The sequence below is a fragment of the Kribbella sp. NPDC056861 genome (assembly GCF_040687575.1).
Classification (GTDB): domain Bacteria; phylum Actinomycetota; class Actinomycetes; order Propionibacteriales; family Kribbellaceae; genus Kribbella.
In genome coordinates this window covers 782,181-803,299 of record NZ_JBFBNQ010000002.1, presented here as the reverse complement: position 1 = coordinate 803,299, position 21,119 = coordinate 782,181, and the positions used below count along the sequence as shown (strand labels likewise).

Annotated in this window: 20 protein-coding genes; 14 read left to right on the top strand and 6 right to left on the bottom strand. The window is 68.5% G+C overall.

Annotated elements, in window-relative coordinates:
- The first annotated feature begins 49 nt into the window (after positions 1-49).
- The gene (locus AB0P21_RS10835) at positions 50-313 is read left to right on the top strand and encodes a DUF3618 domain-containing protein (protein ID WP_363695571.1); all 264 of its coding nucleotides are present in this window, start codon (positions 50-52) and stop codon (positions 311-313) included.
- Complete coding sequence (locus tag AB0P21_RS10830) at positions 310-648, top strand: co-chaperone GroES (RefSeq protein WP_363695570.1); 339 nt, start codon at positions 310-312, stop codon at positions 646-648. The genes AB0P21_RS10835 and AB0P21_RS10830 overlap by 4 nt, the downstream gene beginning before the upstream one ends.
- A gap of 13 nt (positions 649-661) precedes the next feature.
- Here the strand turns inward: AB0P21_RS10830 and AB0P21_RS10825 are convergent, their stop codons facing one another.
- Positions 662-1,039, bottom strand: coding sequence for a DoxX family protein (locus AB0P21_RS10825; RefSeq protein ID WP_363695569.1), 378 nt, complete (start codon positions 1,037-1,039; stop codon positions 662-664).
- A 97-nt stretch (positions 1,040-1,136) separates the two neighbouring features.
- Here AB0P21_RS10825 and AB0P21_RS10820 point away from each other — a divergent pair, with 97 nt between their 5' ends.
- The 9 genes from AB0P21_RS10820 (at position 1,137) to AB0P21_RS10780 (ending at position 9,785) form a co-directional block, all read left to right on the top strand.
- Positions 1,137-1,613, top strand: coding sequence for a MarR family transcriptional regulator (locus AB0P21_RS10820; protein ID WP_363695567.1), 477 nt, complete (start codon positions 1,137-1,139; stop codon positions 1,611-1,613).
- Between the two features lie 42 nt (positions 1,614-1,655).
- Positions 1,656-2,252 (top strand): TetR/AcrR family transcriptional regulator, encoded by a 597-nt coding sequence (locus AB0P21_RS10815; protein WP_363695565.1) that lies wholly within the window; start codon positions 1,656-1,658, stop codon positions 2,250-2,252.
- Positions 2,253-2,281: 29 nt separating this feature from the next.
- On the top strand, positions 2,282-3,208 hold the full coding sequence (locus AB0P21_RS10810; RefSeq protein WP_363695563.1) for an alpha/beta fold hydrolase: 927 nt from the start codon (positions 2,282-2,284) through the stop codon (positions 3,206-3,208).
- The gene (gene dapC, locus AB0P21_RS10805; protein WP_363695561.1) at positions 3,205-4,311 is read left to right on the top strand and encodes a succinyldiaminopimelate transaminase; all 1,107 of its coding nucleotides are present in this window, start codon (positions 3,205-3,207) and stop codon (positions 4,309-4,311) included. Before AB0P21_RS10810 ends, dapC begins: the two co-directional genes overlap by 4 nt.
- Positions 4,312-4,412: 101 nt before the next feature.
- Positions 4,413-5,786, top strand: a complete 1,374-nt coding sequence (locus AB0P21_RS10800) for a M15 family metallopeptidase (RefSeq protein ID WP_363695559.1) — start codon at positions 4,413-4,415, stop codon at positions 5,784-5,786.
- A 215-nt stretch (positions 5,787-6,001) separates the two neighbouring features.
- The gene (locus AB0P21_RS10795) at positions 6,002-6,544 is read left to right on the top strand and encodes a hypothetical protein (protein WP_363695557.1); all 543 of its coding nucleotides are present in this window, start codon (positions 6,002-6,004) and stop codon (positions 6,542-6,544) included.
- A 43-nt stretch (positions 6,545-6,587) separates the two neighbouring features.
- Complete coding sequence (locus AB0P21_RS10790; protein ID WP_363695555.1) at positions 6,588-7,742, top strand: amino acid deaminase/aldolase; 1,155 nt, start codon at positions 6,588-6,590, stop codon at positions 7,740-7,742.
- Complete coding sequence (locus AB0P21_RS10785) at positions 7,739-9,040, top strand: D-arabinono-1,4-lactone oxidase (protein ID WP_363695553.1); 1,302 nt, start codon at positions 7,739-7,741, stop codon at positions 9,038-9,040. Before AB0P21_RS10790 ends, AB0P21_RS10785 begins: the two co-directional genes overlap by 4 nt.
- Positions 9,041-9,062: 22 nt before the next feature.
- Positions 9,063-9,785, top strand: a complete 723-nt coding sequence (locus tag AB0P21_RS10780; protein ID WP_363695551.1) for a PIG-L deacetylase family protein — start codon at positions 9,063-9,065, stop codon at positions 9,783-9,785.
- Between the two features lie 66 nt (positions 9,786-9,851).
- On the opposite strand, the gene AB0P21_RS10775 is transcribed toward AB0P21_RS10780, so the two are convergent.
- Positions 9,852-10,265, bottom strand: a complete 414-nt coding sequence (locus AB0P21_RS10775) for a hypothetical protein (RefSeq protein ID WP_363695549.1) — start codon at positions 10,263-10,265, stop codon at positions 9,852-9,854.
- 9 nt (positions 10,266-10,274) lie between these two features.
- Between AB0P21_RS10775 and AB0P21_RS10770 the strand changes: the two genes are divergently transcribed.
- Entirely contained in the window at positions 10,275-11,126 is an 852-nt protein-coding gene (locus tag AB0P21_RS10770) for a hypothetical protein (protein WP_363695547.1), read from the top strand.
- A gap of 230 nt (positions 11,127-11,356) precedes the next feature.
- On the opposite strand, the gene AB0P21_RS10765 is transcribed toward AB0P21_RS10770, so the two are convergent.
- The 3 genes from AB0P21_RS10765 to gndA form a co-directional block, all read right to left on the bottom strand.
- A complete protein-coding gene (locus tag AB0P21_RS10765; protein ID WP_363695545.1) occupies positions 11,357-11,908 on the bottom strand; it encodes a DUF6817 domain-containing protein in 552 nt (183 codons plus the stop codon).
- 959 nt (positions 11,909-12,867) lie between these two features.
- A complete protein-coding gene (locus AB0P21_RS10760; RefSeq protein ID WP_363695543.1) occupies positions 12,868-13,392 on the bottom strand; it encodes a DUF6319 family protein in 525 nt (174 codons plus the stop codon).
- Between the two features lie 111 nt (positions 13,393-13,503).
- Positions 13,504-14,943, bottom strand: a complete 1,440-nt coding sequence (gene gndA, locus AB0P21_RS10755) for an NADP-dependent phosphogluconate dehydrogenase (protein ID WP_363695542.1) — start codon at positions 14,941-14,943, stop codon at positions 13,504-13,506.
- A gap of 188 nt (positions 14,944-15,131) precedes the next feature.
- On the opposite strand from gndA, the gene AB0P21_RS10750 reads away from it, so the two are divergent.
- A complete protein-coding gene (locus AB0P21_RS10750) occupies positions 15,132-19,883 on the top strand; it encodes a DUF2961 domain-containing protein (RefSeq protein ID WP_363695540.1) in 4,752 nt (1,583 codons plus the stop codon).
- 11 nt (positions 19,884-19,894) lie between these two features.
- On the top strand, positions 19,895-20,431 hold the full coding sequence (locus AB0P21_RS10745) for an isochorismatase family protein (RefSeq protein ID WP_363695538.1): 537 nt from the start codon (positions 19,895-19,897) through the stop codon (positions 20,429-20,431).
- Here the strand turns inward: AB0P21_RS10745 and AB0P21_RS10740 are convergent.
- Complete coding sequence (locus tag AB0P21_RS10740; protein ID WP_363695536.1) at positions 20,415-21,119, bottom strand: 3-keto-5-aminohexanoate cleavage protein; 705 nt, start codon at positions 21,117-21,119, stop codon at positions 20,415-20,417. The genes AB0P21_RS10745 and AB0P21_RS10740 overlap by 17 nt on opposite strands.

Genomic DNA, 21,119 nt, shown 5'->3' with positions numbered 1-21,119 from the left:
CAGCACGGATCTGCAAGGATGGGCAGTAACCACTGTGAAGGGAGCCCTGGTGTCGGACACGCAGGCTCGGACCACCGAGCAGATCGAAGCGGAAATCGCCGAAACCCGCGCGCGACTGGCCTCGACGGTCGACGAGCTGGTCGATCGGGCGCACCCGAAGAACGTCGCCAAGCGGCAGGTCGAGCAGGCCAAATCCCAGGTCTTCGACGAGCGCGGCGAGCTGCGCACCCAGAAGCTGGTCGCCGTCGGCGCCGCGGCGGTCGGCGTGATCGGCATGCTGGTCATGATCCGCAAGCTGGTGGGCCGCCGGTGACCGCTCGCAAGAAGCTGTCCGACGACAAGCTGCCGATCCGGATGCTGCACGACCGGGTCCTGGTCTCGATCGAGACCGAAGGCGAGCGCAAGTCGTCGTCCGGCATCCTGATCCCGGCCACCGCGCAGATGGGCCGCCGGCTGGCCTGGGCGAAGGTGGTCGCGATCGGCGCCAACGTGCGGACCGTCGAGGTCGGCGACCGGGTGCTGTTCGACCCGGAGGACCGGGCCGAGGTCGACGTCCGCGGCGACGACTACGTGCTGCTGCGCGAGCGCGACCTGCACGCGGTCGCGTCCGGCCGCCTCGAGGACGGCCAGACCGGCCTCTACCTGTAGGTCCGCTGGGTCGTCAGAAGCTGTTCGGACCGAAGCGGAAGATCGCCACGACCAGCGCCAGCACCAGGATCACCGCGTTCAGGATGATCGGCTGCGACTCCTTGCGGCGGGCGTGCACGACGATCGCGCCGAGCATGATGACCGCCAGCCCGGTCGCGGCCAGCGGGACCAGGACCGGGGCGATGTCGAGAGCGCCCGGCAGGATCAGGCCCAGCGCGCCGAGCGCCTCGGCGGCGCCGATCAGCTTGAGGGTGCCGGCCGAGAAGTCCTTGGTCCAGCCCATCTGGGGGTTCTCGCCGAGCTTGGCCTTCGACTGGCTCAGCTTGGTGACACCGGCGGCCAGGAAGAACGCGGCCAGGACTCCGGCGACGATCCACAGGAACACATTCATCAGTGACGATCCGCTCTCGAAGTGTTAGTTGACGTATCAACACTGAACCGTAGCGGGCCTGACTTGAAGCGTCAACCAACTCGGCTAGAGTGGTTCCATGAGCGGGGACGACGAGGTGCGCTGGCTGGCGCCGGACGAGCTGGCCGCCTGGATGTCGCTGGCGGCGCTGCTCTTCAAGCTGCCCGGCGCGCTCGACTTCCAGTTGCAGCGCGACTCGAACCTGACCCACTTCGAGTACTTGGTGATGGCCGGGCTGTCCGAGTCGCCCGACCGGTCCCGCCGGATGAGCGACCTGGCCGGCTTCTCCAACGGCTCGCTGTCGCGGCTGTCGCACGTGGTGAAGCGGCTCGAGAAGCGCGGCTTCGTCGTACGGCGTCCCGACGCGGCCGACGGCCGGATCACTGTCGCCGCGCTGACCGATGACGGCTATCAGCAGCTGGTCGCCGCAGCGCCCGGGCATGTCGCGGCCGTCCGGGAGTTCGTGATCGACGCGCTCGATCCCGAGCAGCTGGATCAGCTCAAGGCGATCGGCGACCGGATTCACCAGAAGCTCGATCCGGGTCGGTCCTGCTAAATCTCTTGTTGTTGGGCGAACGCTCGTGCTTTTATTGGCGTCGTGAGCAAAGGTGAGGAGACCCGCGCCGCGGTACTGGACGAGGCGGCCCGGCAGGTCAGCCTGGTCGGGCTCGGCGGGCTCACGATCGGACTGCTCGCGGAGCGGACCGGGCTGTCGAAGAGTGGGCTCTTCGGGCACTTCCGGTCCAAGGAGCAGCTTCAGGTCGCGGTGATCGACTGGGCGAGTGAGCTGTTCGCCGAGCGGGTGATTCGGCCGGCTCTGAAGGCGCCGCGCGGTGAGCTGCGGCTGCGGGAGCTGTTCGATCGCAAGCTGCGCTGGGACAACGGCGATCTCGCCTTGCCCGGTGGCTGTTTCTTCGCCAGCATCTCGGCCGAGCTGGACGACGCGGCGCCTGGTCCGGTGCGCGATCGGGTGGTGCAGATCGAACTCGACTACGTCGACACGCTCGCCACCGTCTTCCGGACCGGGATCAGCGAGGGGCAGTTCCGGCCCGACGCGGATCCGGAGCAGTACGCCTTCGACATCCGCGGCGTGCTGATGTCCTACCACCTGGCCAGCCGGATGCTGGCCGACCCCAAGGCCGAGGATCGGGCCCGCGCCGCGTTCGAGGCGCTGCTCCGGGCGGCCAGGATCTGACTCTTGATACTTCCCTGCAAGGAGTAGCGATGGCGGCAAAGAAAAGCACGAACGGTCGGACTGTGGAGAGAACGCGGCGGCTGTTCCGGTTCTCCGAGGTGGTCGCGCCGTCGATCGGGGCGCGGCTGCTGGACTCGATCTGGTTCCAGTTGCCAGTGGTGTCGGAGCAGGCCAAGCGGTTGCGGGTGGAGCTGCCCGAGGCGGTGCCGATCGAGCTGCCGTTCGAGGGCGGGGTGATCCGCGGCCGGTGTTGGGGTGACGGGCCGACCATCTATCTGGTCCACGGCTGGGGTGGCTGGGGGCTGCAGTTGGCGGCGTTCATTCCGCCGTTGGTCCAGGCCGGCTTCCGGGTCATCGCGTTCGACGCCCCGAGTCATGGTGACTCGGCGCCGGGGCGGGAGGGGGCCAAGCGGTCGAGCCTGCCGGAGTTGGCTGATGCCTTCCAGGCTGTGGTGGCCGCCTGCGGATCGGCGTACGGGGTGATTGCGCATTCGCTCGGGGCGGCCGCGGTGTCACTCGCGCTGCGGGACGGGGCTGGTGCGCGGAAGGTCGTCTTCTTGGCAACGGCGACCGACTTCCGGGAGGGGCTGGCGCAGTACCAGCAGCATTTCGGGTTCGGGCCGCGGGTCCGGGAGGGCTTCCTGCGGCGCTTCACCCGCAAGTTCGGGGCAATGGAGAGCTATGCGGTGGTGCCGATGATCGACAGCCTGGCCGAGGAGCGCGAACTCCCGGCGCTGCTGGCAGTCCACGACAGCTCGGACCGCGAGACCTCCGTCGAGGGCAGCCGGAAGGTCGTCGAGGTCTGGCCGGGCGCTCAGTTGCATCTCACCGACGGCCTGGGCCACAACCGGATCCTCCGCGATCCAGCGGTGGTAGCGGCCGTAACGGCCTTCTTATCCACAGAGCGGGCGGTCGCCGACCAGCCGCAGGCGATTCAGGAGACAATGCGGGGGTGACCTTCGCACCCACCTCCAGTCGTCTGCCGGACTTCCCCTGGGACAAGCTCGCTCCCTTCAAGCAGAAGGCGGCGGCGCATCCCGACGGGATCGTCGACCTGTCGATCGGCAGCCCGGTCGACCCGGTGCCGGAGCTGGTGAAGAAGGCGCTGGCGGACGCGGCCGACGCACCGGCGTACCCGACGACACTCGGTACGGCGTCAGCGCGCCAGTCCGCTGTCGACTGGCTGGCCCGCCGGGCCGACGTGACCGGGGTGGATCCGCAGGCCGGGATCCTGCCGGTGATCGGCACCAAGGAGCTGATCATGCTGCTGCCGACGCTGCTCGGCATCGGCGCCGGCGACACCGTGCTGATCCCCGACCTGGCCTACCCGACGTACGAGGCGGGTGCCGCGCTTGCCCGCGCGACGAGCGTGCCGGTCGCCGACCCCACGCAGTACGAGGGGGCGGTGCGGGTCGCCTACCTCAACTCCCCGCGCAACCCGTCCGGTCAGATCACCTCGGCCGACGAGCTGCGTACTGCGGTCGAGTGGGCCCGGGCAAACGAGGTGCTGCTGGTCAGCGACGAGTGCTACCTGGAGTTCGGCTGGGACGCGAAGCCGGTCTCGGTGCTGCACCCGGAGGTCTGCGGCGGCAGTTTCGACAACCTGCTTGCCGTGCACTCGCTGTCCAAGCGCTCCAACCTGGCCGGCTACCGCGCCGGTTTCGTCGCGGGGGACGAGGCGGTCGTCGCCGAGCTGCTCGCGGTCCGCAAGCACGCCGGCCTGATGGTGCCGGCTCCGATCCAGGCCGCGATGGCCGCAGCCTTCGCCGACGACACGCACGTCGACGAGCAGCGCGATCGCTACCTCCGCCGCCGGACCGTACTGCGCGACGCGCTGACCGAGGCAGGCTGGGAGATCACCCTGTCGAACGGCGGCCTCTACCTATGGGCCTCGCACCCGGCGTACGACGCCTACGAATCTGTTGCAGCCTTGGCCGATCGCGGCATCCTGGTCGCTCCCGGTGCCTTCTACGGTACGGCGGGTGAGCGGCATGTGCGGGTCGCGCTGACCGGCACCGACGAGCGGATCGACGCGGCCGTCAAGAGATTGCACGAATAACCGAACTTTTGGGGTCCGGTGTGACGTCTTCCTGGGTACAAGCCTCTTAGTAGGTGAGAGGAGAGCTGGGGTGGCTCTCCCGATATGGGGAGGACTGACCCATGAAGCCTCGTGCCTTGGGTTCGGCCGCAGTGGTGGCGGCGCTGTGCCTTGGACTGGTTCCGGCGAGCGCAGGCGCCGCGGAGGACCCGGCGTCACCGACTCCACCGGGTGCGACGCAATCGATCCCAGCGCCGGTCACCGCGGAGGCCACCACGCCGAGCCCGGCTCCGGTCGAGGAGCCGACACCGGCTCCGTCCACGCCGACACCGACGCCGACGCAGGCGCCGACGGTCACGGCGGAGATGCTGCCGATCACGCTGAACCAGCCGGCCGCGACCTGGGAGGACCGCCCGATCACGTTCGCCGGCCGGCTCGAGACCGGCCTGGTGAACTCGTACCTGACCCTGTGGGAGAAGCTCCCCACCGGCTGGGTACTGCGCGGTTCGACCCGCACGATCGCCAATGGCGCCTACAAGTTCCTCTACACCGCCCCGAACCCGGGCGCTGCCGTCTTCCGCGTCGTGATCGGGGTCAAGTTCCCGAGCGCCGTCGGCAATACCCCGGACCGGACCGTGAACGTGCTCGACCGCACGCTGGTGATGACCAAGCCGGCCGCGTCGTACATCGTGCTGACCGGGGTGAAGATGACCGGCAAGCTGACCCCGCCGGAGCCCGGCAAGAAGCTGGTCGGCCTGCAGGACCGGTTCGGCGGCAAGTGGCGGACGCTGACGAGTGCGTGGATCGCGGCGAACGGGACGTTCGCAGTACCGGTACCGGACAACCTGCCCGCCACCAAGACCGTCCGGGTCGTCACGCTCGGCGGCGCATCCACGGCGGTCGAAGCTTCGGCGTACGCCGTGATCACGATCTCAGCGCTGCTGAACGCCAAGGTCTCCAACATCTCGGCGGCGTCGATCAACAAGACCTACCGGGCCGGCTGCCCGGTGAAGCCGTCGCAGCTGCGCTATCTCACCTTGAACTACTGGGGTTTCGACGGACTCGTGCATCGCGGCGAACTGGTCGTCCGGGACGCCGCGGTGGCGAAGATGATCGCCGTCTGGACCGCGAGCTTCAACGCGAAGTTCCCGATCCGGCGGATGCAGCGGGTCGACCTCTTCGGCGGCAGCGACATCAAGGCGATGGCGGCCGACAACACCTCGGTCTTCAACTGCCGCCAGGTCACCGGCAACCCGTACGCGCTGTCCCCGCACTCGTACGGCTTCGCGATCGACATCAACACCGTGGAGAACCCGTACCTCGCGGCGAACAACGTCTGGTACCCGTCGAACGGCCTGGCCTACCGCAACCGCAAGCTGGTCCGCCCCGGCATGCTGTTCGCCAGTAGCGCGCCGACTCGCGCACTGATCAACGCAGGCTTCTTCTGGGGCGCCGGCTGGCGGCAGCCTGACTACCAGCACTTCGAGCCGAAGTGAGAGCCGTCCTGGGAGTTGCTGCTGCTGCAGCTCTCCTCTGCTTTGGCTGCAGCGCTAGGGAGCCTGCGGTCTCTGCCTCGAGCCCGACGCCCGGGGGTGGAGGCACTGTCCCCATCCCCACCAACACGTTGAGCACTGTCGCGCCTACTGATGCCGCCCAGCCCCCGGAGCTCCCGGAGCAAGGCACGGCACCTCCACCGGCTGCGGCAGGGCCAGTGTCATCCAAGAACCTCCCGGCCCCCGCCAAGCTCGGTACCGGCTGGAAGACCTACACCGACCCAGGGGGAGCCGAGGCGGGCTTCCTGGGCAACGAGACCTGGACCCGCAGCCGTGAGCCCCACCAGGCCGCCTTCGAGGCACTACCCGTCGGTTGCGGCAAACCACTGCCGACAGCCTCGCTGCCGGTCCCGAAGCACGCACTGCAGGGCTCCTACCGCACAGGCGCCGGCACACCAGCCACAGTCCTCGTACTGCGCTTCGCCGACGCCGGTGCGGCTTCCGGGTACTACGGCGGCTACCAGGCGCGCATGACGGCCTGTGGCAACAAGGGCAACCTGCAGGTGACGCAACTGTGGTCCTCGCCGGATGCGGTCGCTTCGGTCCGCGCTTATGTGGACGCCGAGGCCTTTGTGGAGGTTTCCACCCTCAAGGGCTCTACGGTGGCACTACTGGCGCAGTCTGCCGCGAAGCCGGCTGCGCAGGCGGCCTGGGCGCGCAGCGTCGTACCGGTACTGCGGGCTGTGATCGATTCGCCGTAAAGATGTACTACCTTTCAGTATTTATTGGCTCTAAACTCCGGACATGGGTGACTTCGACAGGTACGGGCGGCTGACGGCTGAGCTGGAGCCGCCGTACGCGGTGATCGACCTGGCCGCGTTCCGCCGCAACGCGGACGATCTGGTCCGCCGCGCCGCCGGGACGCCGATCCGGGTGGCCTCCAAGTCGGTGCGCTGCCGCGCGCTGATCAAGGCCGCGCTGGACCTGCCCGGCTTCCACGGCGTGATGAGCTACTCGCTGCCGGAGGCGATCTGGCTGGCGCAGAACGGCGTCGACGACATCCTGATGGGCTATCCGACCGTGCACCGGGCGGCACTCAAGGAGCTGGCCGGCGATGCCGAGCTGGCGTCCCGGATCACGCTGATGGTCGACGACTTCGAGCAGCTCGCCTTCATCAAGGCGGCCACCGGTGGCGGTGAGCGGATCCAGGTCTGCCTGGACATCGACGCGTCCCTGCGGATCTTCGGCCAGCACCTCGGCGTCCGCCGGTCGCCGCTGCGTACGCCGGAGCAGGTGCTGGAGCTGGCCCGCCGGGTGGTCGCCGACGACGCCTTCGAGCTGGTCGGCGTGATGTTCTACGAGGCCCAGATCGCCGGCCTGCCCGACACCTCGCCCGCGGTCCGGCTGGTCAAGAAGCTGTCGGCCAACGAACTGTCCGACCGTCGCGGCCTGGTCGTCGACGCGGTCAAGCAGGTCGCGCCGCTGCGGCTGGTGAACTCGGGCGGTACCGGCAGCCTCGAGGTCAGCAGCGCCGACCCGGCCGTCACCGAGGTCACCGCCGGCTCCGGGCTCTACGGCCCGACCCTCTTCGACAAGTACGACGTGTTCCAGCCGGAGCACGCGGTCGCCTACGCGCTCGGAGTGGTACGCCGCCCGACGCCACGGATCGCGACCCTGTTCGGCGGCGGTTACATCGCCTCCGGCCCGGCCAAGAAGACCCGCCAGCCGCTGCCGAGCTGGCCGCTCGGGCTGAAACTGCTCGGCACGGAAGGCGCCGGCGAGGTCCAGACGCCGGTCGCGGGTGAGAATGCCCGTGGGCTGAAGATCGGCGACCGGGTCTGGATGCGCTACGCCAAGGCAGGCGAGATGCTGGAGCGGTTCGACGTACTGCACGCGATCGACGGCACCGAGCTGACCGAGCTCGTGACGTACCGGGGTGAGGGGAAGAACTTCGGATGAGCACCTGGCGCAACTGGTCCGGCACCGAGTCGGCGACCGGTGTGGAGATCCTGCGGCCGTCGTCGGTCGACGAGGTCGCCACGCTGGTCAAGACGGCGGCCGAGCAGGGCAAGCAGCTCAAGGCGGTCGGCTCCGGCCACTCGTTCACCGGCTGCTCGGTGCCCGAGCAGGTGATGATCCGGCTGGACGGCCTGTCCTCGATCACCAGTGCCGACCAGGCCTCCGGCCGGGTGACGCTGGGCGCGGGCACCGGGCTGGCCAAGCTGAACGCGGGTCTCGCGTCGTTCGACCTGGCGATGGCGAACCTCGGCGACATCGACAAGCAGACCATCTCCGGCGCGATCTCCACCGGCACGCACGGCACCGGCGCGAAGCTGGGCGGCCTGGCCACCCAGGTGGTCGGGATCGAGCTGGTCACGGCTGACGGCTCGGTGCTGAACTGCTCGGCCGAGGAGAACCCGGACGTCTTCAATGCCGCGCGCGTCTCGGTCGGCGCGCTCGGCGTGATCACCGCGCTGACCTTGCAGACCGTGCCGGCCTACCTGCTGCGCGCCCAGGAGATGCCGCTGCCGCTCGGCGACGTCCTCGGTGGCTTCGATGAACTTGCCGATGGCAACGATCACTTCGAGTTCTACTGGTTCCCGCACACCGACGTCGCGCTGACCAAGCGGAACAACCGGGTCACGGCCGGCGTCGGCGCCTCGCCGGTCGGCAAGGTGCGTGGATGGGTGGACGACGAGCTGCTCTCCAATCGCGTCTTCGAGCTGACCAACCGGCTGTCGGTACGCCGCCCCGCGCTGGTGCCGCGGATCAACCAGCTCGCGTCGCGGGTGTTGTCGGCGCGCGAGTACGTCGACGCGTCGTACAAGGTGTTCTGTTCCGAGCGGAACGTGGTGTTCCGGGAGTCGGAGTACGCCGTACCGCGTGAGCACGTGGTCGAGGTCGTGCGGGAGTTGCGCGCCTGGATCGACCGGTCGGGGGAGCGGCTGCCGTTCCCGATCGAGGTCCGGGTCGCCGCGGCCGACGACATCTGGCTGTCGACGGCGTACGGGCGCGACACCGGGTACATCGCGATCCACCAGTACCACCGGCTCGCGCACGACCGGTACTTCGACGCCTTCGAGCAGATCGTCGGGGCGTTCGGCGGCCGGCCGCACTGGGGCAAGCTGCACACGCTCCAGGCCGACGACTTCCGTGCGCGGTACCCGCGGTTCGACGACTTCCTCGCCATCCGTGATCGGCTGGATCCGCAGCGTGCGTTCGCGAATCCCTATACCCGTCAGGTGTTCGGAGCCTGACTGTTCGTCGTAGCCTGACGGTATGAGTGCACCGGAGCCGCTGGAAGCGTTGCCTGAGGACTGGACCAAGGCGCTGGCGATCGTTGCCCACCCCGACGACCTGGAGTTCGGCGCGGCCGCGGCGATCGCGCGCTGGACCGGTCAGGGCAAGGAGATCGTCTACGTCCTGCTGACCTCCGGCGAGGCCGGGATCGACGGCATCGCGCCGGCCGAGAGCGGCCCGCTGCGCGAGGCCGAGCAGGTCGAGTCCGCGCGGATCGTCGGCGTCTCCTCGGTCGAGTTCCTCGGTCAGCCCGACGGCACGATCGAGTACGGCGTCGCGCTGCGCCGGCTGCTCGCGGGTGTGATCCGGCGGCACCAGCCGGAGATCGTGATCACGAACAACTTCCGCGACACCTGGGACGGCGACGTGCTGCTGAACCAGGCCGACCACATCAGCACCGGCAAGGCGACCCTCGACGCCGTCCGGGACGCGGCGAACCGGTGGATCTTTCCCGACGACGGTGAGCGCTGGGGCGGCGTACGGCAGGTGTGGACGGCCGGCTCGCCGAACAGCAAGCACGCCGTCGACACCAGCGAGACGTTCGACGTCGGGGTCGACTCGCTGAAGGCGCACAAGGCGTACATCGATGGGTTGAACTGGCCGCACTTCGACGCGGGTGAGTTCCTCGAAGGGATCGGTCGCGCGGCGGGTAGCCGGCTGGGAACCACCTTTGCGGCGCCGTTCGAGGTGTTCACGGTCTGACTCTGTACTGAATAAACCGTTTCCTCAGCTCGCCCGTGTCGCGAGGTGAGGAAACGGTTCGTCCTGTCAGTTGTCGGGGAGATCGAGTGAGGCTTTCAGGTGCGGCGGAGTGGGCAGTGGGTTGCGGGGTTCACGGTCCCCACTGAGGTCGGGACCGGGCGGGTTGCCGGGACCGGTCCAGGAGCGGACCAAGGTGCGCCCTCTGCGGCTGAGCCGGTGCAGGTCGAGCTGCAGGACCTGGGTGGCCGGGATGCCGAGCTGGGCGAGCGTCCGGTTCGCCATCAGCGCCGCCTCGTCCTGCTTCCGCGGGCTGAAGTTGTGCTGCAGCACGAGCGCGACCTTGCCGTCAGGCAGTTCCTCGATCCGGCGCAGATGCATGCCCTTGTCGAGCCGGCCGGAGAGCAGAGCCAAGGAGAAGTAGGCGGAGGTGGACTGACGCCGATCGACCTCGGCGCGGGCGATCACTTCGTAGCGGGCCATGCTCCGATCATGCGTCGCCCACCGCAGGTTTTCCAGCAATCCCCAACGCTGGCGCTGAACCCACCGCCGGACACGCCGGACAATCTGTCGAACACGCCGCCGGGCTCGCCGCCGAGCACCCGGCAGGACTCGCTGCCGACCAAGCAGCCGGACTCGCTCTCGGCCAAGCGGCCGGACACATGGCTGAGCTCGCTCTCGGCCTCGCCGTCGAATACGCCGCCGGACTCGCTCTCGGCCTCGCCGTCGAATACGCCGCCGGACTCGCTCTCGGCCTCGCCGTCGAATACGCCGCCGGACTCGCTCTCGGCCTCGCCGCCGAGCACGCCGCCGGACTCGTTGCCGGCCTCGCCGTCGAACACGCGGGCGGACTCGCCGCGGGAGATGCGGCCGAGCATGCGGCCTGACTCACGGCGGGACTCGCCGCGGGTAGACGCGGGGATGCCGGGCTTGCGGGTGCCAGACTCGGAGGCGCAGGCCCAGCCGACGGAGGAGGCGATGGGCGTGACGAACGACGAACCCGCCCCGAGCCCGGCGAACCCTTGGCACCCACCCTGGTGGCTGCTGGCCTTCGCGCCGTTCTGCTGGCTGCTGATCGGCGCCCTGGTGCTCAGCCACCGAGGCTGGCCGACAGCCCTCGCCACAGCAGCCCTGCTGGCACCGCTCGGGATGCCGATTCCCGCAGTACTCCGGCTGATCAAACGCCACCCACACCTGGCCGGCGTCTACGTGGCACCACTCACCTTCGTCGCCACCATCCTGCTGACCGACCTACCCCTCTGGCTCTGCACGGCCGCGACCGTCGCCGCGACCCTGCTCGCCCTCCTGATCACCACCATCCGGGCCTTCTCCCAGGCTGAGTAGCAGGTCGCCGGACAGCGATCCACTCATCGGCGAGGACGACGTGGCCCAATTGCTTCACCACGGCTCAGGGAGTGCCGAGCCCGCAGTGATCAGGTGCTGCAGGCTGCCCTTGATGTAGTGCCGCCACGCCATCGAGCAGGCGCCGTAGCACGGTCGAGTAATCACGCCCGGTGGCCCTGGCAGCGGTGTACTCCGCGGTGGTCATCTCAGGATCCGGCGGGGTCGACTCCTCAGGATGCCGGGGCGATCAGGCCCACGGCTCGATTGGCTTCGGCTGTCACCGCAGGGGAGGCGAGCGACTGCCACCGGGGAATCTGCTCCTGCAGAAAGGCCTGCAGCTTCGGCCTCAGGTCCGGCGCATGATCGAGAACGTCCAGCTCGTTGACGATCGTCAGATCGACGAACTCCCGCAGCTCCGCCGACGACAGCTCCTCCGACGTACCGGTGAACCGGTCGGTGACCGTGCTGTGCTCGGCCAGATCCCGCCAGCTGGTCTCGCGATCGCAGGCGCCGTACCGGTAGACCAGCAGTTCCGCGTCCGGCCCGATCACGGCCTCCAGTACGGAACGCTCCTGCTGCCAGTCGAACAGATGCGTCGGAAACCCATCCGTCCCGTACGCCGCATGTGCCAGCCCCGCCAGCACCAACGTCTCGGACCCGCCCAGCTCCCGCAGTCGTTTGGCGACCCGATGCAGGTGCACGTACAACGTGCCGCCCGCATGGTCCAGCTCATCGGCACCCCGCACGAGCAACAACGATCCCAGGTCTTGGAATGTGCTCATCTGACCCCTTCTGTTCGGAGCGGTCAGGGCCCGACAGGACCGGCCCAGGCAAACAAGGTACGACGCAATTCCCCGCTTCGCCCAGCAGTGCGGCGTGCCGGATCGGTCACATCGCGTTCATCTCTCGGCCACCGACCCGGCAGCACCTCGATGTGTCCCCCGAAGCACCTCGCCGGACGCCTCGGGCGAGGTGCTTCGGGGAACCGCCCGCCAACCGGCAAAGGGAAGTTGCTGGTCGTCGGGCGAGCTTGATTCTTGTTAGCTGCAAGGCCGCGCCGCGTTGCTTGCTGGCGCGGGGCTCTTGCTGGGGTGAGGCGAAGGAGAGAGCGTTTTCATTGCCGCGGTGGGGCTTCTGAGTCACCAAGCGGGCGACGCAGGAGGCGGCACCGGGTAGGTGGGAGCTAAGCGACGTGTGAGCGACGCAGGGGGCTGCGCCGGGGTGGGTGGGGGCTAGGTGCCGTGCAAGCGCTGCAGCAGACCACGCCAGGGTTTGGGGGAGCTGAAGTGCCAGGTCAGCAACGCAGGAGACTGCGCTCGCGCCAGGTGGGAGCTAAGTGCCTTGTGAGCGACGCAGGACGCCGCGCCGGGGTGGGTGGGAGGTAAGCGTGTGCGCGACGCGGTGGACCGTGCCAGGGTGGATAGGGGCTAAGCCGCGGCCGAGGGTGTCACACCGGTACCGGGCTGGACGATCTGCTCTGCGCCGTGCGAGCGCCGCAGCAGAACGCGCCAGGGGGCGGGAGCTCAAGCGCCAGGTGGAAGCTAAACGCGTGTGAGCGACCCAGCAGGGTCGCGCCCGGCGCGAGTGGGAGCCAACCGTCAAGCGAGCAAAACACCGGTGGGAGCCAAGCGTCAAGCGAGCAAGGCACCGGCGGGGGAGACCCCAGCGCACCCACCGGGAGCGAGCCGGGGGTGCGCGGGGTCATGCTCCCGGTGATGAGCCGGCAGCAAATCCAGAAAACCTAGTCGTCCAGCTCGGCGAGCGCCTTGCGGGCTGCCTCGAGCTCGGCCTCGAGGGCGGCGACCTTCGCGGCTTGCTGCTCGCGGGCGGCGTCGATGACCTCGTCGATGGGGCCGGACAGGTCTTCGTGCAGTTCTTTGGCTGCGCGGGAGACGGCTGCGGCGGCGACCAGGAGGTTCTTCGCGATGTAGCTGTTGCCCTGCTTGAGCTCGGCCTTCCACTCGCCGTCGGCGGTGCCGGTGACGGTCAGGGTGAGCTCGAGCGTCTTGGTCTTCTTCGGGGCCGCCTTCTTGGCCGGCGCCTTCTTCGGCTTCTCGGCCACTGGAGCGACCTCGGCGGTGGAGTCGGTGGAAGACGACGAGTCGACCGGCGCATCGCCAGCAGGCCCGTCGACCGGCGCGTCGGTCACCGGAGCGGCGGCGGTGTCTGCCGCGGCAGCGGTGTCGGTGTCGGCCGAAGAGGTCACTGCTTCGGGAGTGTCGGCGGCGTCGGTCTGAGCTTCTGCTGCAAAAGTGTCTACAGTCATCGTTGCGGCGATCTCCCTGGGTGACATGTCCCCGCCGAAGCGGGCTGGCGCTGAGAGTGTATTAGAACACACGTTCGACCCTCAGCGCCAATCGCCCAGCCACTCAGCGTGTCAGGCGGAGCGCTCCTTGCGGTCACCCGACCAGTCCAGGTGGAACGCGCCCTCGCGGTCGGTCCGCTGGTAGGTGTGCGCGCCGAACAGGTCGCGCAGTCCCTGGATCAGCGAGGCAGGCAGCCGCTCGGCCCGCAGCCCGTCGTAGTACGACAGCGCCGCCGAGAACCCAGGAGCCGGTACGCCGGCCGTGGCCGCCGTCGCGACCACGCGACGCCAAGCGTCCTGACCGTTCACGACCGCTTCCTTGAAGTAGTCGTCGACCAGCAGCGACGGCAGGTCCGCGTCCCGGTCGTACGCCTCCTTGATGCGGTCCAGGAAGCGCGCCCGGATGATGCACCCACCACGCCAGATCGTCGCCATCGCGCCCAGATCGATGTTCCACTCGTACTGATCTGAGGCCGCCCGGATCGCGTCGAACCCCTGCGCATAGGCAACCAGCTTCGACGAGTACAGCGCGTGCCGCACGTCCTCGATGAACGCGTCCCGGTCAACCGAGACCTTCCCGTCCGAAGGCCCAGCCAGTACTCCGGCAGCCGCCTTCCGCCGCACCGAGTCGCCCGACAGCGAGCGCGCGAACACCGCCTCGGCCATGCCGCTCACCGGGATGCCAAGGTCCAGCGCGACCTGCACGGTCCACCGGCCGGTGCCCTTCTGCTCCGCCTGGTCGAGCACGATGTCCACGAACGGCCCACCGGTCGACTCGTCGACCTGGCTGAGCACCTCCGCGGTGATCTCGATCAGGAACGACTCCAGGTCGCCGGTGTTCCACTCCCGGAACACGTCGGCGATCTCCGGCGCGCTCAGCCCCAGCACGCTGCGGAGCAGGTCGTACGCCTCGGCGATCAGCTGCATGTCGGCGTACTCGATGCCGTTGTGCAGCATCTTCACGAAGTGACCCGCGCCGTCCGGGCCGACGTGCACGCAGCACGGCTCGCCGTTCACGTGCGCGGAGATCTTGGTCAGGATCGGGCCGAGCGACTCGTACGACTCGGCGGACCCGCCCGGCATGATGCTCGGGCCGTTCAGCGCGCCCTCCTCGCCACCGGAGACGCCGGCGCCGACGAAGTGCAGGCCCTTGGCCTTGAGCGCGTCCTCGCGGCGGCGGGTGTCGGCGAAGTGCGCGTTGCCCGCGTCGATCACGATATCGCCCTCGTCCAGCAGCGGCACCAGCTCGTCGATCACCGCGTCGGTGGGCTCGCCGGCCTTCACCATCACGATGATCTTGCGCGGCTGCTCCAGCGCGGCGACCAGCTCGGTCAGGTCGGTGGCCGGGGTGAACTCGCCCTCGTGGCCGAACTCCTTGATCAGCGCGTCCGTGCGGCCCTGGGACCGGTTGTGGACGGCGACCCGGAAGCCGTTGCGGGCCAGGTTGCGGGCCAGGTTGCGGCCCATCACCGCGAGTCCGGTGACGGCGATCTGGGCTGGAGCTGAACTCATGGATTTCTCCTGCGGGTGAGTGCTCGAAGTCTGACTACGGGACCAGTCTGCGGCCAGAACCATGACGACGGGTCATCGGGTGCCCAACTGCTGGAACACGCTTCCCATTCCCGGTGACCCCTTTTCAAGCGCTCCGATTCGATGGTAGACATCTGAGAAATCGATTTCCCAGATCGTGAGGTCCGCCCATGACCAGATCTCCCGGACGAGCTGCCGCCGCACTTCTAGGCCTGGTTCTCGTCCTGCCGGCAACCGTCCAGCCAGCCTCGGCCACCACCGCCAGTACGCCGTACGCGGGCGGCAACGGCCCGGTCGGCTGGGACGTCTACCGCGGTCTCGACCGCCTCCCCGAGCTCCAGACCGGCGTCCGCAGCAAGCAGTTCTCCAGCTTCGGCCGCGACGGCACCAACAACGACGGTTTCGACGGCGCCTACTCCTGTCTGCGTACTACGTCCGCCGGCTGCGTGCTCGCCGAGGACGACGGACCCGGCGAGATCGCCTCCATCTGGTTCACCCGTGACGAGGGTGATGTGCGCAAGACCGGCACCATCACCGTCGAGGTGGACGGCAAGAAGGTGCTCGACGCGGGCCTCCAGGACGTTGTCGACGGCAAACTCGGCTCACCCTTCGTCTACCCGCTGGTCGCGAACGCGCTCGAGACCAGCGGCGGCGTCTATCTCCGGGTGCCGATGCCCTACCAGAAATCCATGCGGGTGACCGTCCAGAACAACCCGCTCTTCTACCACGTCGACTACCGCGAGTTCCCGGACGCGAGCGGCGTCAAGACCTTCAATCCGGCCGACAAGGCCGAAGACGTCGTCGCCCTCCTCAAGGCGTCCGGCACCAAGGACCCGAAGCCGGCCAACCCACAGGCCAGGACCACCAAGACCGCCGTGAACCTTGCCCCCGGCAAGCAGCTCACGCTGGCGGACGCCAAGGGCCCGGGTGAGATCAGCGCCCTCCGGCTGAAGCTCCCGCAGATCGTCGGCCTGGATCTGAAGACCTTCGCCGACGACGGTCGCGCCTTCGTCGGCGGCAGCAAGTTCACCCTGAAGATCGACCCGGCCAACACCGGCGTCAAGCTGATCCGCCGGCTGGACCTGCGGATCGGCAACCAGCGCGCGAAGGTCTTCGTCGACGGCGTCCAGTCTGGTGAGTGGACCCCGCTGCCGGCCAAGGGCGCGCAGTGGGCCGATCAGGTCGTCGAGCTGCCGGCCGGCGTGACGGCCGGCAAGGACAAGATCGAGATACGCAACGAGTTCATCTCGTCCGACCTCGACTTCAACGAGTTCACCTACTGGGCCGACTCCACGGTGGGTGGCACCAGCAAGCGCACCGACACCCTGGACGTCGGACCGCAGCACCTCGCCGACGAGCAGGCCCATGGCTACTCGATCACCAATCAGCGATGGGAAGGCTCCCACTCGATGCCGTACGCAGCCACCCCGGCGGACGGCGAACGCGTGAAGCCCTCGGACGCGCTGCTGTCCGGCGTACGGGTGCAGGTCGCCGTGGACGGCAAGACGCGCGTCGACGCCCCGCTCGGCGAGTTCTTCGGCTCCGGTCTCGGGGAGAACGAAGTCCGCTCGCTCTTCTTCGCCATGGACCCGGACGGCTGGTACTCCGCCTGGTGGCCGATGCCGTACCTCGCCCGCGCCACCGTCAAGCTGGTCAACACCTCGCAGTACAAGCTGTCGGGCGGTCAGGCGGAGGTCACCTCGGCGCGGGATGCCAAGGCGGCGATCGACCTCGTCACCGGCAAGACCGGCTACTTCACCGCACTGTCGCACCGGGCCGAGCCCACGATGGGCCAGGACTGGCTGATCGCGGACACCACTGGCCGGGGCAAGTTCGTCGGCGTCTCGCACACGATGGAAGGCCTGCAGTCGGACGGCAACACCCGGGGCTATCTCGAAGGCGATGAGCGCGTGTACGTCGATGGCGAGCGCACCCCGGCCATCCACGGCACCGGCACCGAGGACTACTACGAATCCGGCTGGTACTTCAACCAAGGCACCTACTCCACGCCCTTCCACGGGAACTCGGGCCACGAGGTCAACGCCGGCCAGTGCAAGGTGGAGTGCGACAGCGCGTTCCGGCTGCACATCAGCGACGCGATCGGCTTCCAGAACCAGCTCACCTTCGGGATCGAGCACGGCCAGCAGAACGATCACCCGGCGATCTACGGCTCGACCGCCTTCCTGTACTCCGCGGCGCAGTTCGGCGCTCGCGAAACCGACCGGATCGACACCGGCGACGCGCAGAGCCGCCGGCAACACCAGTACGCCGATGGCGCGGCGACCCAGGCCGACCTGACCAGCGTCTACGAGGGCGACCACGACGACATCACGCTGACCGACCAGGTCCGCTCCGGTACTGCGCCGATCCGCTTCACCGCGAAGGTCGATCCGATCAACCGCGGCGTGACGCTGCGTCGTACCAGCGACCAGAACCAGCCCGGCCAGTCGGCGAAGGTGTTTGTCGACGGCAAGGAGGTCGGCACCTGGTCGCAGCCGCTCGGCAACCCCAAGCAGCGCTGGCTGGACGACAACTACCAATTGCCCGCAGCAATCACCTTCGGCAGGACCAAGCTCACGATCGAGCTCAGGCCCAGCACGCAGTGGACCGCGAGCAACTACGTCGTCCAGTCCTCGGTCATCCCGTACGCCGATCGCCGCGCTCCCGGCCAGGTGCTGAACTTGAAGGCCGTGAGCCGCCCCGACAACGCGATTGCGCTCAGCTGGGCTGACGCGGCGGACGACAGCGGCGTCGCGAAGTACAACATCTACGCTGCGAAGCAAGGCGCGGCCGAGAAGCTGGTCGGTACGAGTGCCGTGCCGGGCTTCGTGCACAAGGGGATCGGCCTGCAGGAGACCTGGACGTATCGTGTCGCAGCGGTCGACCTGGCCGGGAACGTCGGCGCGAAATCCGCGAAGGCTCAGGCGATCTCGGGCAGCACGATCCGGATCGAGGGCGAGTCGATGCTGCCGGTCTTCTCGGCCACGGTGCCGGTCGATCCGCAGGGCAACTGCTGCGGCGCGAACTGGTCGGGCGGCGCGCAACTGTGGATCCATGGCGCCAAGGCAGGCGACCAGGCGGTATTGCCCTTCACCGTTCCGACCACGGGCAACTACAGCCTCTCGACTGCTCTGACCAAGGCCGCCGACTACGGGATCGTTGACCTGAGCATCGACGGCGCGAAGGTCGCCACCTTCGACGGGTACGCCGCGACCGGGGTGACCACGCAGACGGTTGACCTCGGCACCAAAGCTCTTGCGGCGGGCAAACATCAGTTGGCGATCGCCGTGACCGGCAAGAACGCGGCGGCGACCGGTTTCCTCTCTGGTCTCGACCTGCTCGACCTGGAGCTGTCCGTGATCAAGAGCGAGCCGTTCACCCGGACCGAGACGGTGGTTGCCGCTGGCAAGTTCGTCAAGGTCTACGACCCGAGCGTCGGCGAATCCAGTCCGTGGTACTACAACGACCACACGATGATCCAGGACCGCACGACCGGCACCTGGCACGTCTACGCGATCACCCACGCGGAGCCGGCGAACCCGCTGGACGAGAAAAGCTTCGGCCACGCGACTGCGCCGTCGCCGAACGGGCCGTGGACCAAGCAGCCGCCTGCGCTGGTGGCTGACCCGGCCGCTGGTGAGCTGCACATCTGGGCGCCGTACGTGCTGTACGACCAGGGTGTCTACTACATGTTCTACGCGGGCGGGACGGCCGACCATACGGCGTACCGGATGTCGCTGGCGACCTCGACCGACCTGGTGCACTGGACCAGGAGCTCCGCCAACCCGTTGTTCACCGACGGGTTCGACGGGCGCGATCCGATGGTGCACAAGGTCGGCAACCAGTGGGTGATGTACTACACCGCCAACTCGACGCCGAGCGGCGGCAACCACATCGTTGCCTATCGCACCAGTACGGACCTGCTGCACTGGGGTGAGCGCAACGTTGCCTTCGAGCACCCGCAGACCGGGACGTTCGGCGGGCCGACCGAGTCGCCGTTCGTGGTGCAGCGGGGGACCGACTGGTATCTGTTCGTCTGCTGCGACGGCGGCTACGAGTCGACAAAGGTCTACAAGAGCAAGAATCCGCTGCACTTCACACTCGATCAGCTGGTCGGCACGATCCAGTCGCATGCCGCGGAGGTCGTCCAGGACGGGACCAACTGGTATGTCACCGGCGCCGGCTGGGGCAAGGGCGGACTGTTCGTGGCGCCGCTCGACTTCAGCAAGGAACAGGTCACGAAGGGCACGGTGGTGAGTACGAAGTACTACAAGGCCACTGTGGAGACGACTCCCCGGGCGGTGCTGACGAAGCTGGAGGTCGACCCGGCCGGGCAGGCGCAGTACAAGCCCGCGTTGGACTCGTCGTCGCGAGCGACCGCGCCTTATCTGGGCGTCGGCAACTTCGGCGCGACCGACCTGACCGGCGCGGCGGCGCAGGTGCTGACCGCGGACGGAAGCCTGCAGCTGAAGGGCATTCCACTCGGTGACGAACCGATCACCGCGGACTGGTCGTTCGCGTTCGGTGCGAAGACGTTCGACACGAGCCTGCGCTGGAACGTCAACTCCGCGCCGAGCGCGCCGCTGTGGGAGGTCTCGTTCAACGTCGACTCCGCGCTCGCCGACCAGGGCGATCCAGGCGGCTTCGGTCGCGACGGTGACTACCCAGGGCTGCCGAAGTGGTCGATGGCAACGAGTCCGGGCTTGAGCGTCGTCTCGGCGTACAAGCAAGGGTCTGCCTGGGCCGCGGACAACCACTGGTACGACCCGTCCAACGCAGCCATCGCCTGGCAACCGCTCTGGCAACCCGGCGGCCGAGTGTGGGCTCCCGGCACCTATGCCGGCGGCACCTGGCGCTTCGGCTTCTCGTCCACCGAGAAGGACACCGCGTTCGCCAACAACCTGGCCTCGTCCATGTCATAGGGTCCGCAAATGTGACCTCTCTTGCTCTCGATCCCCGTACTACGGCACTGATCCTGATCGACCTGATGCCCAGGATCATCGCGCTCGACACGGCACCGCTGACCGGGGCAGCGGTGCTGGAGCGCTGCATCACGCTGGCCAAGGCCACCAGGTCGGCAGGCGGTCTGGTCGTCAACGTCCGGGTCGAGCGTCCGGGCGTCGACGTCCAGCCCGAGGGCAGCGAGCTCGCCCCGGAGCTCGACCCGCAGCCGGGTGATGTGGAGATCGTCAAGCGCACGGTCGGCGCCTTCCACCAGACCGGTCTCGACGACGTACTGCGAACTCGCGGCATCACAACCGTCGCCCTGGCCGGCATCGCCACCAACTTCGGCGTCGAGTCCACCGGCCGGGTCGCCGACGAGCACGGCTACGACACCCTCTACGTCACCGACGCGATGACCGGCCTGGACGGCACGGCTCACGACTTCGCGAGCTCCTACATCTTCCCGAAGTTCGGCACGGTCTGCACAGGGGCGGAGTACGCCGCCGCGCTCACGACGCCAGCGTGATCAGCTGGCCGTTGCCCGTGACGGTCTCGCCGTGCGGCCCGGTCACCATGTCCTCGAGTCCGGCGCGCAGCCCGTACCCACGGGCTCGCGCCCACTCGAGCACCGGCCAGGCCCACTCGTTCTCACCGTGAACCACGAGTTCGAACCCGCTGGGGAGCACCTCCAGCGTCGCCGCTGCCGCCGCAACTCCGTCGGCACCCGGTGAGATCCCGGGCAACGCCTCCACCAGCACCCGCACGACAGGACCATCCCAAGCCAGGAACTTCCGCGCCGCGTCCGGCGTGAACAACCCGGCCTCGATCCCGATCCCGCGCTCGATCAGCAGCTCGGCGACCTGCACGGCACCCTCTTCGTGCCAGTTGACGCTGGCGAAGTCCGGCCCGGCCGACCAGTCACTGAGCAGGGCGATTCGCCGGTCCAGGTCAGGCGCGATCTCCTCGCGGGTCGCGACGCCGATGGCCAACCCAGGACACTGCGCCCGGACGGCGGCCACAGCCGGCTCGACGTCGGACCAGCGCAGGCTCTCCCGCTCGTCCACCCCGCGCGGATGGAAGTGCACCGCGACAGCGCCCGCCGCGGCAGCGTCGTACGCGGACTGCGCCAGCTCAGCGGGAGTCACCGGTACGCCGGGATGGTCGGCTCGCGAGCGGTCGCCGTTCAGGCAGGCCTTGAGGATCGGTTTCGACAC